This window comes from Olsenella phocaeensis (assembly GCF_900120385.1).
GTDB classification, from domain to species: domain Bacteria; phylum Actinomycetota; class Coriobacteriia; order Coriobacteriales; family Atopobiaceae; genus Olsenella_I; species Olsenella_I phocaeensis.
Window position 1 is genome coordinate 1937981 of record NZ_LT635494.1, and the last position, 14533, is coordinate 1952513.

General features: G+C 69.1%; 19 protein-coding genes. All 19 read left to right on the plus strand.

Features of this window, described 5'->3' with window-relative positions:
• Positions 1 to 41 precede the first annotated feature (41 nt).
• Complete coding sequence (locus BQ7388_RS09355) at positions 42 to 482, plus strand: hypothetical protein (RefSeq protein WP_072500342.1); 441 nt, start codon at positions 42 to 44, stop codon at positions 480 to 482.
• A 2-nt stretch (positions 483 to 484) separates the two neighbouring features.
• Positions 485 to 2104 carry a DEAD/DEAH box helicase gene (locus tag BQ7388_RS09360; protein ID WP_072500343.1) on the plus strand — a complete coding sequence of 540 codons (1620 nt, stop codon included), beginning with the start codon at positions 485 to 487 and terminating at the stop codon, positions 2102 to 2104.
• Complete coding sequence (locus tag BQ7388_RS09365; RefSeq protein WP_072500344.1) at positions 2101 to 2601, plus strand: hypothetical protein; 501 nt, start codon at positions 2101 to 2103, stop codon at positions 2599 to 2601. The genes BQ7388_RS09360 and BQ7388_RS09365 overlap by 4 nt, the downstream gene beginning before the upstream one ends.
• Positions 2602 to 2840: 239 nt before the next feature.
• Complete coding sequence (locus BQ7388_RS09375; RefSeq protein WP_072500346.1) at positions 2841 to 3041, plus strand: hypothetical protein; 201 nt, start codon at positions 2841 to 2843, stop codon at positions 3039 to 3041.
• Positions 3038 to 3253: a hypothetical protein gene (locus tag BQ7388_RS09380; protein WP_072500347.1), complete on the plus strand. Its 216-nt coding sequence runs from the start codon at positions 3038 to 3040 to the stop codon at positions 3251 to 3253. The genes BQ7388_RS09375 and BQ7388_RS09380 overlap by 4 nt, the downstream gene beginning before the upstream one ends.
• Positions 3246 to 3542, plus strand: a complete 297-nt coding sequence (locus BQ7388_RS09385; RefSeq protein WP_072500348.1) for a hypothetical protein — start codon at positions 3246 to 3248, stop codon at positions 3540 to 3542. Before BQ7388_RS09380 ends, BQ7388_RS09385 begins: the two co-directional genes overlap by 8 nt.
• A 109-nt stretch (positions 3543 to 3651) precedes the next feature.
• Complete coding sequence (locus BQ7388_RS09390) at positions 3652 to 3978, plus strand: DUF4406 domain-containing protein (RefSeq protein ID WP_072500349.1); 327 nt, start codon at positions 3652 to 3654, stop codon at positions 3976 to 3978.
• Positions 3971 to 4318: a PriCT-2 domain-containing protein gene (locus BQ7388_RS13545; RefSeq protein ID WP_072500350.1), complete on the plus strand. Its 348-nt coding sequence runs from the start codon at positions 3971 to 3973 to the stop codon at positions 4316 to 4318. The genes BQ7388_RS09390 and BQ7388_RS13545 overlap by 8 nt, the downstream gene beginning before the upstream one ends.
• An 818-nt stretch (positions 4319 to 5136) precedes the next feature.
• Entirely contained in the window at positions 5137 to 6579 is a 1443-nt protein-coding gene (locus BQ7388_RS09405; protein ID WP_456319935.1) for an AAA family ATPase, read from the plus strand.
• 364 nt (positions 6580 to 6943) lie between these two features.
• Positions 6944 to 7819, plus strand: coding sequence for a PDDEXK family nuclease (locus tag BQ7388_RS11660; protein ID WP_083558343.1), 876 nt, complete (start codon positions 6944 to 6946; stop codon positions 7817 to 7819).
• Positions 7816 to 8253, plus strand: a complete 438-nt coding sequence (locus BQ7388_RS09415; protein WP_072500353.1) for a hypothetical protein — start codon at positions 7816 to 7818, stop codon at positions 8251 to 8253. The genes BQ7388_RS11660 and BQ7388_RS09415 overlap by 4 nt, the downstream gene beginning before the upstream one ends.
• Before the next feature lie 135 nt (positions 8254 to 8388).
• Positions 8389 to 8787 carry a hypothetical protein gene (locus BQ7388_RS09420; protein ID WP_072500354.1) on the plus strand — a complete coding sequence of 133 codons (399 nt, stop codon included), beginning with the start codon at positions 8389 to 8391 and terminating at the stop codon, positions 8785 to 8787.
• Complete coding sequence (locus BQ7388_RS09425; RefSeq protein ID WP_072500355.1) at positions 8777 to 10066, plus strand: hypothetical protein; 1290 nt, start codon at positions 8777 to 8779, stop codon at positions 10064 to 10066. Before BQ7388_RS09420 ends, BQ7388_RS09425 begins: the two co-directional genes overlap by 11 nt.
• Complete coding sequence (locus BQ7388_RS09430; RefSeq protein ID WP_083558344.1) at positions 10066 to 11436, plus strand: phage portal protein; 1371 nt, start codon at positions 10066 to 10068, stop codon at positions 11434 to 11436. Before BQ7388_RS09425 ends, BQ7388_RS09430 begins: the two co-directional genes overlap by 1 nt.
• A gap of 634 nt (positions 11437 to 12070) precedes the next feature.
• Entirely contained in the window at positions 12071 to 12640 is a 570-nt protein-coding gene (locus tag BQ7388_RS09440) for a DUF4355 domain-containing protein (RefSeq protein ID WP_072500357.1), read from the plus strand.
• A gap of 24 nt (positions 12641 to 12664) precedes the next feature.
• On the plus strand, positions 12665 to 13582 hold the full coding sequence (locus tag BQ7388_RS09445) for a hypothetical protein (RefSeq protein ID WP_072500358.1): 918 nt from the start codon (positions 12665 to 12667) through the stop codon (positions 13580 to 13582).
• A gap of 23 nt (positions 13583 to 13605) precedes the next feature.
• A complete protein-coding gene (locus BQ7388_RS09450) occupies positions 13606 to 13962 on the plus strand; it encodes a hypothetical protein (protein WP_072500359.1) in 357 nt (118 codons plus the stop codon).
• 8 nt (positions 13963 to 13970) lie between these two features.
• Positions 13971 to 14270, plus strand: a complete 300-nt coding sequence (locus tag BQ7388_RS09455; RefSeq protein ID WP_072500360.1) for a hypothetical protein — start codon at positions 13971 to 13973, stop codon at positions 14268 to 14270.
• 1 nt (position 14271) lies between these two features.
• The coding region (locus BQ7388_RS12415) for an HK97 gp10 family phage protein (protein ID WP_072500361.1) at positions 14272 to 14533 on the plus strand (262 nt) is incomplete at its 3' end.

Here is a 14533-nt window from a genome sequence, read left to right on the forward strand (position 1 = left end):
AACAACACGTACGGAAAGACGACCAGAAAGAGGTACCGAGAATGGCAATCGAGAACGAGGCGCTGGACTGGGACGAGCCGATAGAGGCCCAGGATTCGCAGTTCACGCTGCTCACGCCGGGGGAGTACGTCTTCCGCGTGGACGACTTCGAGCGCGGGCACTTCGACGGCAGCGACAAGATGCAGGCGTGCCCCATGGCCACGCTGACGCTCGCGTGCGCCAACGCCAGGGGCGAGCAGGCGAGCGTCAAGACGCGGCTGTACCTCAACCGCCGCCAGCAGTGGAAGCTCACGCAGTTCTTCAAGTCCTGCGGGCTCATCCCCGCCGGGGCCGAGGGGCAGACGCGCCTGCCATGGGACAGGGTGCTGGGGGCGCAGGGCCACTGCAAGGTAAAGACGCGCACCTACGACGGCAAGGAGTACAACGAGGTGGACTCATTCCTCGCGCCCAAGGCCGCGCCCTCCGCTGGGTACAGGGCGTAGCCATGGGGCTGCGACCGTACCAGAGACAGGCGGTCGAGTCGGTGTTCCGCGAGTGGGGGTGCGGCCACCGCCGCACCCTCCTCGTGCAGGCCACGGGCACCGGCAAGACCATCGTCTTCGCAGAGATTGCCCGGCAGGTGGCGGAGCGCGGGGGCAGGACCCTCGTGCTCGCCCACCGGGGGGAGCTCCTCGACCAGGCGGCGGACAAGATCAGGAGGACGACCGGGCTGGGATGCGCCGTCGAGAGGGCGCAGGAGTCGAGCCTTGGCGCGTGGAACCGCGTCACCGTCGGGTCCGTCCAGTCACTCATGCGCGAGGACAGGCTCTCGCGCTTCGCGCCGGACCGCTTCGGCGCGATCGTGGTGGACGAGGCCCACCACAGCCTGGCCGACGGGTACATGCGCGTCCTCGAGCACTTCTCGGGTGCCAACGTCCTGGGCGTCACCGCGACAGCCGACCGCGCCGACAGGCGCGACCTGGGCGAGGTGTTCGACAGCGTGGCCTTCGAGTACCAGCTCCCGCAGGCGATCAAGGACGGGTACCTCTGCCCCATCGAGGCGCAGACGGTGCCATTCGACATCGACATCTCACGCGTCGGCACCTCCCATGGCGACTTCGTGGCGGGGCAGCTCGGCGACGCCCTGGAGCCGTACCTGGACGGCATCGCCGACAGGATGGCGGAGCTCTGCCGGGACCGCAGGACCGTGGTCTTCCTGCCGCTCGTGAGGACGGCCAAGGCGTTCGCCGAGATGCTCAATGGCCGTGGGCTCCTCGCCTTCGAGGCGGACGGCCAGAGCGAGGACAGGCAAGAGGTGCTCGAGGCGTTCGCAGGAGCGGGGCACGGCTCCGTGCTCTGCAACAGCATGCTGCTCACCGAGGGATGGGACTGCCCGTCCGTTGACTGCGTTGTGGTGCTCAGGCCCACCAAGAGCCGGAGCCTCTACGCCCAGATGGTCGGGCGCGGAACCCGCCTCTCGCCCGAGACGGGCAAGCAGGGGCTGCTCCTGCTGGACTTTCTGTGGATGACCGGTCGCCACGAGCTGGTCAGGCCAGCCGCGCTCTTCGCCAGGACCGCCGAGGGCGCCGCGAGGGCCACCGAGGCGATGGCGGAGGACGGGGGCCCCTGCGACCTCATGGGCGAGGTGGACGAGGGGGAGCGCGACGCACAGGCCGAGCGCGAGGAGGCGCTGGCACGCGAGTTGGAGGCCGTCCGCCACCGCAAGGCCCGCCTGGTGGACCCCCTGCAGTACGAGATGAGCATCTGCGACGAGGACCTCACGACCTACGAGCCGACCTTCGCGTGGGAGATGGACGAGGCCACGGACGCGCAGAGGGAGGCGCTCGAGAGGTGGGGCATCGACCCCGACGGCATGGGCGCCGGCAAGGCGTCGCTCATGCTCGAGCGCCTCGCCAAGCGCAGGGACGCCGGCATGGCCACGCCCAAGCAGGTGCGGATGCTCGAGCGAAAGGGCTTCAGGCACCCCGGCACCTGGACCTTCGCGGCAGCCAGCGACATGATGGGCCGTCTCGCGGCCAACCGATGGCGCGTGCCCACCGGAGTCGACCCCACAACCTACGAGCCGGACGCGGAGCCGGCGAGACTCGATTGGAGCACCTCATGACGATAACCAGCGAAACAATCCGCAAGGCCGCGCAGGTCGCGCGGGACAACAGGCTCGAAACCAGCGACGCGGCGCTCGAGGTCGCAATGATGCTCGGCACCGACACGTCCGGCGGCGGCTACGTCGCCGACGCCCTCGCCGACGGCCTGGTCCGTGTGGCCGACGCGATGGACGCGATGATGCCGCTGCCCGTGGGCGCGGACGGGGAGCCGATAAGGCCGGGCGATGGCGTCTGGGACGAGGACGGGACGCAGGGCGTGGTGACGTCCCTGACCGTCTGCGATGGTTGCGTCGAGGCATATGTCAGATACGACGACGGCATTGTCCAAGAGCGTCCGGACCGTCTCGCCCACGAGCACCCGGACTCCTTCGAGCGCGTGGTACGCGACGCCTTCGCGCTCGGCGGATGGTCTGAGGAGATGGTGGGCGACGGGCCGGGCTACTCGGTCGAGGACCTCGTGGCCCGCTGCGAGCACCTGGCGGGAGGTGCGCGATGAGCGACCACGAAGCAGGACGGAGTAGCAGGGGAGGACGAATGAGTGGATGGATGGGAGGTGGCGGCGATGCGCAGGTGTGAGAACTGCGTCTACGCGCGGTGCCTGCTCAGACCAGCGCCACACCTCCCGGACGTGTGGAAGTGTACGGTGCGCGGCGGCGAGATGCAGCTTCACCCGGTGCTCCGCGCGCTGACATGCCGCGCATACGAGAACCGGTACAGGCTCAGGAAGGAGGGCGAATGAGACCGACCGATGACGAGCGCTTTTGCGGAGAGATTCGCAACGACACGACATACCTCAATCGCGACGAGACGGGAGAGCTTGGCGACTACGAGGTCTGGTGCGAGCACTGCGACCAGGAGCTTGACCAGGGCTACTACCCGACATGGAAGCACTGCCCGTGGTGCGGGCGCGAGATACGAGAGGGGCTGATGTTATGAGTTGGCAAGTGACCGATGGCGAGCGGCGCGAGGTGGCGGAGAACCTACGCAGTCTTGCCGATTATCCAGGACAGCCGGTGCGGTATGCCGAGCAGTTCAGAGACTTGCTGCAGTACGAGGTCTTCTCAGGGCTCGAGTACCACGACTACAGCGAGACGTTCATCCGCCTTGCCGACCTCATAGACCCGGACGGGGGCGATGTGGATGAGTGAGGAACGCACGTTCGTCTGCGAGGCCGTGGTCGGCGACGTGTCGCACATGGAGTGCGACCTGGTAATCGACGCCAGCTACTTCCGCTCCGCGAGGTCCACGCGCCTGTCGGACGGGACCCGCGTCGTGGAGGAGCGCACGTGCAGCCTGGAGGCCATGGACGGTTGGGTAAGATGCTCACGCTGCGGGGCGTTCGTACGGATGGGATGCGTGACTGACGCAACGGGCTGCATCCCCATACGCTTCTGCTCCAGCTGCGGCGCCCGCGTCCTGGGCGGCGATGCCTCGTGACCCGCTACGACCTGGGCTGGGGCCTGGGCGCGCTCGTGGGGCTGCTCATGGCCGTGCTGCTCGCGCCGGCGTGGGTGCCGTGCGCGTGGATTGATCGGAGGAATAAGAGATGAACGTCTACCTTTCCGGCCCCGTGACGGGCCGCGACTACGAGGACGCCTGCGCGGACTTCGCGCGGGCCGCCGCCAGGCTGCGCATGGCGGGCCACGAGGTGTGGGTGCCGACGGAGCGCGTCACGTACGGCACGGACCACGGCCACGGCATGCGCAAGTGCATCGACGCCCTGGTCAACGACTGCTTCCCCGGCGTGGACACGCTGGTCCAGCTCCCGGGCTGGGAGGGCAGCGAGGGCGCATCGCTAGAGCGCGACGTGGCCATGGCGTGCGGGATACGCGTGATGGAGCTGGAGGAGGCACTAGGAGAGAGGAATGGCTGACGGGGGGCACGGCGACCTGCTGGGGGCCCTCGACTTCGTGGACCCGGCGCGGCTGTCGTACCAGGAGTGGGTGGACGTCGGGCTCGCCCTCCACGAGTCGGGCCTGCCGATGGAGGCGTGGGACGGGTGGAGCCGCCGCGACGCCGCGCGCTGGCACGAAGGGGAGTGCGCCAGGAAGTGGGCCGGCTTCGGCCACGGCATGGGGCGGCANACCTCATGGGCGAGGTGGACGAGGGGGAGCGCGACGCACAGGCCGAGCGCGAGGAGGCGCTGGCACGCGAGTTGGAGGCCGTCCGCCACCGCAAGGCCCGCCTGGTGGACCCCCTGCAGTACGAGATGAGCATCTGCGACGAGGACCTCACGACCTACGAGCCGACCTTCGCGTGGGAGATGGACGAGGCCACGGACGCGCAGAGGGAGGCGCTCGAGAGGTGGGGCATCGACCCCGACGGCATGGGCGCCGGCAAGGCGTCGCTCATGCTCGAGCGCCTCGCCAAGCGCAGGGACGCCGGCATGGCCACGCCCAAGCAGGTGCGGATGCTCGAGCGAAAGGGCTTCAGGCACCCCGGCACCTGGACCTTCGCGGCAGCCAGCGACATGATGGGCCGTCTCGCGGCCAACCGATGGCGCGTGCCCACCGGAGTCGACCCCACAACCTACGAGCCGGACGCGGAGCCGGCGAGACTCGATTGGAGCACCTCATGACGATAACCAGCGAAACAATCCGCAAGGCCGCGCAGGTCGCGCGGGACAACAGGCTCGAAACCAGCGACGCGGCGCTCGAGGTCGCAATGATGCTCGGCACCGACACGTCCGGCGGCGGCTACGTCGCCGACGCCCTCGCCGACGGCCTGGTCCGTGTGGCCGNACGAGGACCGCGTGGGCTACGTCTGCGAGAGCTGGGAGACGCCGGACGGAAGGCGCGTGCCCACCAAGGGGCACAGCGACCGCACGGCTGGCCAGCTCAGGCAGGAGCTCGCAAGGACGGGCGACCTGGCCAAGGTCCTGGGGGACTGGGACGGCGAGGTGGGCGCGTGGGTGCGCTTCAACCCGCTCGACGGCAGGGGGGTGGGCAACGCCAACGTGACGGAGTACCGCCACGCGCTCGTCGAGTCCGACACGCTGCCCTACGAGCGGCAGCTGCCCATGATACGGGCCATGCGCCTGCCGTGCGCGGCGATCGTGACGAGCGGCGGCAAGTCCGTCCACGCGATCGTCAGGGTGGACGCCGGGACCGACTACGACCTCTACCGCAGGAGGGTGGAGGAGCTGTACGCCTTCTGCCGGAGGCAGGGGTTCGAGCCGGACACGCAGAACAAGAACCCGTCGAGGCTCTCGCGCCTGCCGGGCGCCACGAGGGGCGGGCAGCTCCAGACGCTCGTGGACGTGGGCTGCGGGTGCGCGTCGTGGGACGAGTGGGTGGCATGGCGCGACGAGCAGGAGGACGACCTGCCGGACGACTCCGGCGACGACTGGGACGAGCCGATACGCCTCGCGCCGCCCCTCATAGGCACCGAGGGGGATGGCATCCTGCGCCAGGGCCAGAAGATGGTCCTGGCAGGCCCCTCCAAGGCGGGCAAGAGCTTCGCGCTCATCGACCTCGCAGAGGCGATAGCCTGCGGCGGCAGGTGGCTGGGATGGCCCTGCGCGATGGGACCGGTCTACTACGTCAACCTCGAGATCGCGGACGAGAGCTTCCGCATGCGCCAGCACGTGGTCTGGGACGACCGCGCCGCCCACCACGACGTGGGCGAGGGGCTCGCGACCATGCGCGGCAACTTCGTGCGGCTGGACCTGAGGGGCCACGCCCAGGACATGGAGCGGCTCGCGCCGCTCCTCGTGCGCCGCGTCCTCAGGCGCGGCCCCAAGGGAACGTTCATGGCCGTCATCGTCGACCCCATCTACAAGGTCAACGGCGGCGACGAGAACGACGCCTCCGCCATCAGCAAGTTCACGAACCAGCTGGACCGCGTGGCCAGCGAGTGCGGGTGCGCCGTGATCTACGCGCACCACCACGCCAAGGGCGCGATGGGGGCCAGGAAGGCCATGGACCGCATGAGCGGCTCCGGGGTCTTCGCACGCGACGCCGACGCAATCCTGGACATGACCCAGATCAGGGTGCCCGAGGACAGGGCGAAAAGCGTGCTGGGGGACGCCACCGCGTGGAGGGTCACCGCGACCCTGCGCGAGTTCAGGAGCCCGGAGCCCATCGACCTGCTGTTCCGCTTCCCGCGCTTCTACCGGGACGCCACGGGCGAGCTCGCGAGGTTCGACGTCGAGGGCGAGAACCCGGCGCGGGAGGCCATGGAGACCCGCAAGGCCAAGGCCAGGCGCGAGCAGGACGAGTGCGTCGCCATGATCGCGGGCGCCGTCGCGGAGTGCGAGCGGGACGGCGTCCCGCCGACGAGGAGGGCCGTGCTCGAGCGCATCAACGACGGGCGCGAGGGCAAGGTGACCATGGCCCAGCTCAAGCACTGGACGACGGCGCAGGCCGACTGGAGCCCCTACAGGTGCGCGGGCGAGGAGCGCGGCTACGTCCTCTACAGCGTCGACGACGGGGACCCGTGGTGCGACGGGAACGACGGCGGCGAGCCTTGCTAGGGGGGTGCCGGACCGCGTTCCTGCACCCCTGCACGGGGGGGTGCGACGAGGGGTTGCGGCACCCCTGCACGGGGGGGTGCGACGAGGGGTTGCGGCACCCCTGCACGGGGGGGTGCGACGAGGGGTTGCGGCACCCCTGCACGGGGGGGGTGCGACGAGGGGTTGCGGCACCCCTGCACGGGGGGGTGCGACACCCCCTTATAAAGGGGTGTGGTACCCCCCCTCTGGGGGGGTGCTAGCCCCCGGGTGGGGCGCCTAAGGGCGCGCCCCGCCCTTACGCGGGGACGCTAGGGCAACACCCCCCCGTCAGAGGGTCAAAAAGATTCCGCACGCGATGCGGCTGGGAGTTCGGAGGTGTTTTGGGATGGCGGCAAAGGCGACGGACGGGCAGATACGGGAGTCGTACGCGAGGCTCAAGAACGTCTGGAAGGTCGCGGAAGAGCTGGGGATGTGCGGACAGTCCGTGCACGAGCGCCTCAAGAGGATGGGCGTGGACACGTCGGCGAATCAGTTCACGAAGGATGACGAGAGGTACCTCGCCGAAAGGTACCTGATGTACCGTGACGCAGGGCAGCTCCAAATACTCGCGGACGAGATGGGCAGGACGAAGCAGTTCATTTGCAGGAAGGCGGGGACGCTCGGCCTCACCGACCCCAAGCACGCAAGGTCCTACGCGCGGACATGGGCGCAGGTGAGCGAGGCGGTCCTCGCCCCGCTTTGGGACCAGTTCAAGAGGTCAAGGAAGGGCGTTGGCGCGTTCTGCAGGTCGAGGCACTACAACGTCCAGTCGTTCACGGACGCGATGCGGAGGTGCTTCCCAGACGAGTACGACACCGTCATCGAGTCGAAGAGGCCGAGGAGGACCCAGTACGCCCGCGGGCGCGACTTCGAGTACGCGGTCAGGGACGACCTCGCAAAGAGGGGGTACCTCGTCCTCAGGTCCCCCGCGTCGAAGTCCCCCGCGGACCTCTACGCGATAAGGACCGGCGAGCTCGTCTTCGTGCAGTGCAAGTTGCATGGGGCCATAGGCGTCGAGGAGTGGAACGCGTTCCTTGGCTACTGCGAGTCCGTGTCGGCGACGCCGGTCATCGCCCAACGCGGAGAGGGCGACAGGGGTATCGCGTACGACCTGGTCACTGGAAGAAAGACCGGAAGCAGGGGAGACAGGCAGCCGATGGTCCCCTGGCACCCGGTGGGGGTGTGGTTCAGGGCCGAGGAGATCGAGGGGGACGCGTTGTGACGGGGCGCGAGTGGTGGGACTCGGTGAGGGACGCCGCCTCGCAGATCGGGGCCGCCGAGGCGAGGCTCGCCGCGCTCAGGGAGCCGAGGGGCTCGGGCGGACACGGCGTCGGGAGCGGCATCGGGGACCCCACTGGCAGGTGGGCCGTGCAGCTGGCCGAGGCCGAGGCGAGCGAGACCAAGGTGGTGCGCGCGCTTGAGCAGGTGGTCGGTGACGGCCTTGCCGCTTGCCATCGAATCGGGGTGATTATGGACAGCCAGGCGGCCGCGTTGGTCATGGAGAGCTACTACGTGGACTGCCTGACGTGGGACAAGGTCGCGGACAGGGCCCATGTCTCCAGGGGCACTGCCATCGGCATCCGCAAAAGGGCCGTGGAGCTCACCGACGAGGTCGGCATCGCGCACCTCGTGCACGGGTGGGCCTGCCCGGAATGACAAGAACAGGTGCCTGTGCGAAAGTTTGTACTGCTTTGCACTCGGTTTCGTGGTATGAAGGTATCGTTGAGAAAGTTCGGCAGGGGGTCGTGTCCTGATGGGCATGGCCCCTTCCTTTTTGCGCGGGGGTGACGGATGGCGAACGAGCAGAACCTGAGGCCGACCAACACTCTCACGCCGAGAGAGCGCCGTGAGCTCTCGCGCAAGGGGGCCGAGGCCACCAACCGCAAGCGCCGCGAGAGGCGCGACATGCGCGAGACCTTCCGCGCGATGCTCGACATGCCCATGCGCCCGGGCGGCACCACGACCGCCTCGACCCTGGAGGGAATGGGCGGCAAGAACATGACCGTCGGCCAGGCCATCGCCCTCTCCGTGCTTAGGAAGGCCCTGGACGGCGACGTGCGCGCGGCGGAGTTCATCCGCGACACGTCAGGCCAGAGGCCGAGCGACCGCGTCGAGCTGACCACCCCGTCCAGGGAGAGCGCGGATGAGTTCTCGCGCCTGCTGGACGGCGCGATGGGCGATGCTGGCTAGCAGGGCGCAGGCCCTCGCGCACGTCATGACGGGTCATCCCGTGAGGCTGGCACGCATGATGGGATACGACAGGCTCACCGAGCCACTGCACGACGGCTGGATACGCCGCATGGCCTTCGGGTCGGGCGACTGGACGCTCCAGGCGCACCGCGGGTCGTACAAGACCACGTGCGTCAAGGTCGCGCTTTGGCTGCTCATGGTCACCAGGCCGCAGCTCACGGTCGGCTTCTTCCGCAAGGCCTCCCCGGACGTCGAGGAGGTTATGACGGCGGTCGCCAGGATGCTTGCGTCAGACACGTCGGCCATGGTCACGGAGACGATCTATGGCAGGCCCGCGCGCGTCACGTCGGCAAGCTCGACGGCGATAGGCACCGACCTCGCGTGCAACGTCTCTGACCTCCCGCAGCTCTCTGGCTACGGTATAGGCGGCTCGCTCACGGGCAAGCACTACGACGTGGTGTTCACCGATGACGTTGTCACGCTCAGGGACAGGGCGTCCAGGGCAGAGCGCGAGTCAACGAAGGCGTTCTACCGAGAGCTGCAGAACGTGCGCAACAGGGGCGGGCGCATCGTCAACACGGGCACGCCCTGGCACAGGGACGACGCGTTCTCGCTCATGCCCGAGCCCGAGCGGTGGGACCTCTCCCGCACGGGCCTGGTCTCCGACGGGGAGGCGGCGGACCTCAGGGCGTCGATGACCCGCTCGCTCTTCGCCGCCAACTACGAGCTCCGGCACGTGGCCGACGAGGGCGCGGTGTTCGAGGGCGAGCCGGAGACGTTCTCCGACCCGTCGCTGCTCTTCGACGGCATCATGCACGTGGACGCGGCCTACGGCGGCCCGGACGGCACGGCGGTCACCTGCGCGGCGTGGCACGACGGCCACGCCTACGTCCACGGCGAGCTCTTCCGCGAGACGCACGTCGACCGCTGCCTCGAGCGCATCCTCGAGCTCCACTCGTCGCTGCGCCTGGGCACGGTCCACCTGGAGCGCAACGCCGACAAGGGCTACCTGGCGCGCGAGCTGGAGGGCATGGGCCTCCCCGTCTCGACCTACCAGGAGACAGCCAACAAGCACGTCAAGATCTCGACGCACGGGCGCGGCTCCTGGCCGTCCCTCCTGCGCTACGACAGCGCGTGGGAGGCCAGCTGCGCCTACTGGGACGAGGTCATGGACTACACGGAGGGCGCGTCGCACGACGACGCGCCCGACTCCCTCGCGTGCGCGATGCGCCTGCACGGCGACGCCATCGAGGTCAGCCTGTTCAGAGGGGGAATCTGATGGCAGGGAACGCGAGCGCGGACGCCGCGACCTTCGACCCCCGCGAGGGGTACCGCGTGCCGGAGGGCACGGAGATGACGGGGCTCCTGCTCTCGCGCATCCTCAGCGACTACAGGTCGAGGGCGCTCGGCCGCCTCGCGACCCTCAGGCGCGCCTACGAGGGGGACCACGACGTGCTGCGCCTGCCACGGAAGGCTGCCTACAAGCCCGACAACAGGCTCGTGGCCAACTACGCCCGCCAGATCGTGGACTCCATGGTCGGCTACTTCCTGGGCATGCCGGTGCGCGTCGCGGGCGACGATGAGGAGGCGCTCGCCTGGCTCGCGGAGTGGTCGCGCGCCAACGACGTCGAGGACCTCGACGCCGAGCTCTCCAAGGTCGCCGACGTCTACGGCTCCGCCTTCGAGGTCATGTGGCGCGACGGCGGGGCCAACCCGCGCTCGTCGGTCGTGACCCCCGTGAACTGCCTCGTCATCCGCGACGACACCGTCGAGGGCCGCATACTCTGGGCCGTGCGCTTCTGGCGCGACGACAACCGCTTTGACGGGCGTCCGGACGCCTGGCGCGGCACGCTCTACGACAGCGCCTTCGAAACCCCGTTCGAGTGGGGAGGCGCGGATGCGAGGTTCGGCGAGCCCGTCGCGCACGGGTTCCCCGACGTTCCCGTGGTCGAGTACGTCGACAACGAGGAGAGGCAGGGCCTCTTCGAGGGCGTGCTCTCGCTCATCGACGCGCACGACCGCGCCCTCTCTGAGAAGGCCAACGACGTCGAGTACTACGCCGACGCCTACCTGAAGGTGACGGGCGCCAAGCTCGACGAGAAGACGCTCAGGACCCTGCGCGACAGCCGCATCATCAACCTCGCAGGGACCAACTCCGACAAGGTCGTGGTCGAGTTCCTCTCGAAGCCGGATGCAGACGGCACGCAGGATCACCTCATCGACCGCCTGGAGCGCCTCATCTTCACGCTCTCGATGGTCTCCGACCTCAGCTCCGAGTCGTTCGACACGAGCTCGGGCATCGCGATCAAGTACCGTCTGCAGGCGATGAACGACCTCGCCAAGGTCAAGGAGCGCAAGTTCAGGCGCTCGCTCACCCGCCGCTGGCGGCTGCTCTTCGGCTACGCGGCGTGCCCCGTGGCGGACGACGCCTGGATGGGGCTCAGAGCGACCTTCACTGCCAACCTGCCGTCAAACCTCTTGGAGGAGAGCCAGGTGGCCGGCAACCTCTCGGGCATCACGTCGCGCGAGACCCAGCTCTCCGTCCTCTCCTGCGTCGACGACCCGCACGAGGAGCTCGACCGCATCGAGGGGGAGGCGGAGTCCAGCGTCACGTCCCTAGCGCCCCCGAGGGGCGGTCAGGAGGCATAGTTGCCCACGTACTGGGAGCGGCGCATGGCCAGGGCGGACGCCGCCCTGGAGCGCGACGAGCGGGCCATGGCCAAGAGGGTCAGGCGCGTCTACGAGGCTGAGATGGAGTCGCTCTCCCGCGAGGTATCGGCCCTCTACGAGCGCTACGGCACGGGCAGCGTCCTGCGCTACCGCGACCTCCTGCAGAGGCTCTCGGACGGCGAGCGCGACCTCCTGATGCGCGACTGCGAGGCGTTCGCCGCCGCCCACCCCGAGCACGCCGACATGGTCGAGGTGCGCAAGGGGATATGGAGGCTCGACCGCCTGGAGGGCCTACAGGCGTCCGTGCGCGTCCACCTCGCGCGCGCCACGGCCGAGGCCGAGGAGGGCATGGGCGAGCACTTCGCGAGACACGCCGCCAACGCCGCCAACGCCGTGGCGGAGGTCATGGGCTACGGCTCGAGCTTCCACACGGTCGATGACGAAATCGTGCGCCGGTGCGTCGNGACGCGCTCGGTAAGATGCTCGAATTGCTGGGCAAGTAGGGGCCACCGGGGACGGTGGCCCTTCTCATACGTCCGAGTCGTGACGACGCTAAAAGCACCGCGATGGCCGCGCCGGCGGGCCGCGACAGCCGGGGATGGGGGAGCACGTGATGGCAGAGGAAGGCACCGGCCAGGCCGAGGGCACCGAGGGCCAGGGGAACGAGCCCAGGCCGCCCGAGGGGAAGCCGGAGGCGAAGTACACCGACGCGGACGTCGACGCGATCGTCGAGAAGAAGTTTGCCAAGTGGCAGCGCCAGCAGGAGCAGAAGGTCGCCGAGGCGGCCAAGCTCGCGGAGATGAACGCGACGCAGAAGGCGGAGTACGAGCGCGACCAGCTCCAGAAGCGCCTCGACGAGCTCGAGCGCGACAAGGAGGTCGCCGGGATGGTGGCCGAGTCGCGCCGCCAGCTCTCCGGGCGCGGCGTGAGCGTCCCCGACGAGCTCGTGGCGCGCCTCGTGGGCGAGACCGCCGACGAGACCAAGGCCACGGTCGACGCCTTCGCGGACGCCTGGCTCGCCGCCGTGGACGCGGGCGTCAGGCAGCGCCTCGCCGGGACCGCGCCGAAGTCAGGTGGCGCCACCAAGGCGCTCACCAAGGACGAGATCATGGCGATCAAGGACACCGCCAAGCGCCAGCAGGCCATCGCCGAGCACCCCGAGTACTTCTTCAACAGGCAGTAAGGCAGACAGAAAAGAGGACAGAACATGCCAGAGACCAACGTCAGCTACCCCGAGGCGGGAGTCACCAAGGCCGCGGACATCGCGCCCGAGATCTCCATCGACTACGTTAACCGCTTCACCCAGGGCATCCAGAAGCTCCAGGCCATCCTGGGCGTCTCGAACCTGATGCCCGTCCCCGATGGCGGCACCATCAAGACCTACAAGTACACCTCCGACATCAAGAAGGGCAACGTCGCCGAGGGCGAGTACATCCCCCTCTCCAGCGTGAAGAAGACCCTCGACCAGACCTACGACCTGCCCCTCAACAAGTGGCGCCGCAACACCACGGCCGAGGCAGTCCAGGCGCGCGGGCTCGCCGCAGCGCTGAACGATACCGACGCGAAGTTCGTGGCGGGCGTCCAGAAGCTCACGCGCGACGACCTCTACGCCGCCGTGACCGGCACCCAGAAGACCTCCAAGGCGGGCAAGACCCTGCAGGCCACGCTCGCCAGCATGTGGGGCGCGCTCGAAGTCGTGTTCGAGGACTACGAGGGGTTCGGCGACCTCGACGGCGGGGACTCCTCCAAGTACGTCTTCTTCGTCAACCCCACCGACGTCGCGGACTACCTTGGCACCGCCACGATCAGCACCCAGACCGCCTTCGGCATCAACTACCTGAAGGACTTCCTGGGCCTTGGCACCGTCATCCCCACCGCAAAGGTCGAGGCGGGGGCCGTCTACGGCACCGCCGCGCAGAACCTGAACATCGCCTACGTCCCCGCCAACGGCTCGGCCATCGCCAGCACCTTCGGACTCACCTCCGACGCCACCGGCCTCATCGGCATGACGCACTCCATCGTGACCACCAACGCCACCGTCGACACCCTGCTCATGAGCGGCATGAAGGTGTTCCCGGAGGTCTCGGACGCCGTCCTGAAGGGCAGCATCACGCCCGGCGCGTAGGCAAACCCTAGGGAGGTGGCCAGATGGCCGACACCGACGTCCTGACCCGCGTGAAGGCCAGGCTCGACGGGTGGGATGACGTCCCGTCCGACGCGTGGCTCTCGGAGGCCGCGCGCACGCTCTCGGACCGCGTGTGCCTGAGGGCGGGCGTGTCGGCGCTCCCGCCCATGGCGGAGTCCATCGTGGTCGACGCCACGGTGAAGGCCGTCAACCGCCGCTTCGACGAGGGCATCGGCTCCGAGTCCGAGGGGCAGGGCGGGACCATGTCCGTCTCCTTCGCCGACGACCTCCTCTCCGAGTACGACAGGGAGCTGTCCGCCCTGGCCTCCATGGCCCAGGCAGACGGCTCCTCGGCGCTGCCCACGGTGAGGTTCCTGTGAGGTGGCTCATGGCCGAGCTCCTCGAGGAGGCCGACACGGGCAGGCGCGACGCCCTGGGGAACCGCGTCCGCGAGAAGGTCTCCCTGGGGAGGGCCCGCGTGCGCGTGGCCCCGTCCAACCTGCTCCTCGTGACCGAGGAGGGCAACGCCCACACACAGGCCGACCTCACGCTCGTCACCACGGCCCCCATGGCCACGGTGGGGAGAGCCACGCTCCTCGTCATAGCCGGGGGCACCTACGAAGTCACGCAGAGGACCGACCTGGGCCGCAGGCGCGCCCTGTCGTGCTCGCGCAGGAAGGGGACCTGACGTGGCCGGGCTGAGGCTCGAGCTGGACGATGGCGGACTTGCCGACCGGCTCGACGAGCTGCGGCGGTTCGCCGTCGAGACCGTCGTGAGGCGCACCGTCAACGAGATGGCGGAGGACCTGAGGGCCACGACGCCCCGGGACACCGGGGGCCTGGTCAACTCGCTCAGGCAGGAGGCGCACGGCGGCGAGGGCGTGGTCGGCTACGAGGCGGAGCACGCCCCGCACGTCGAGTACGGCCACCGGCAGAACGTGGGCCAGTACG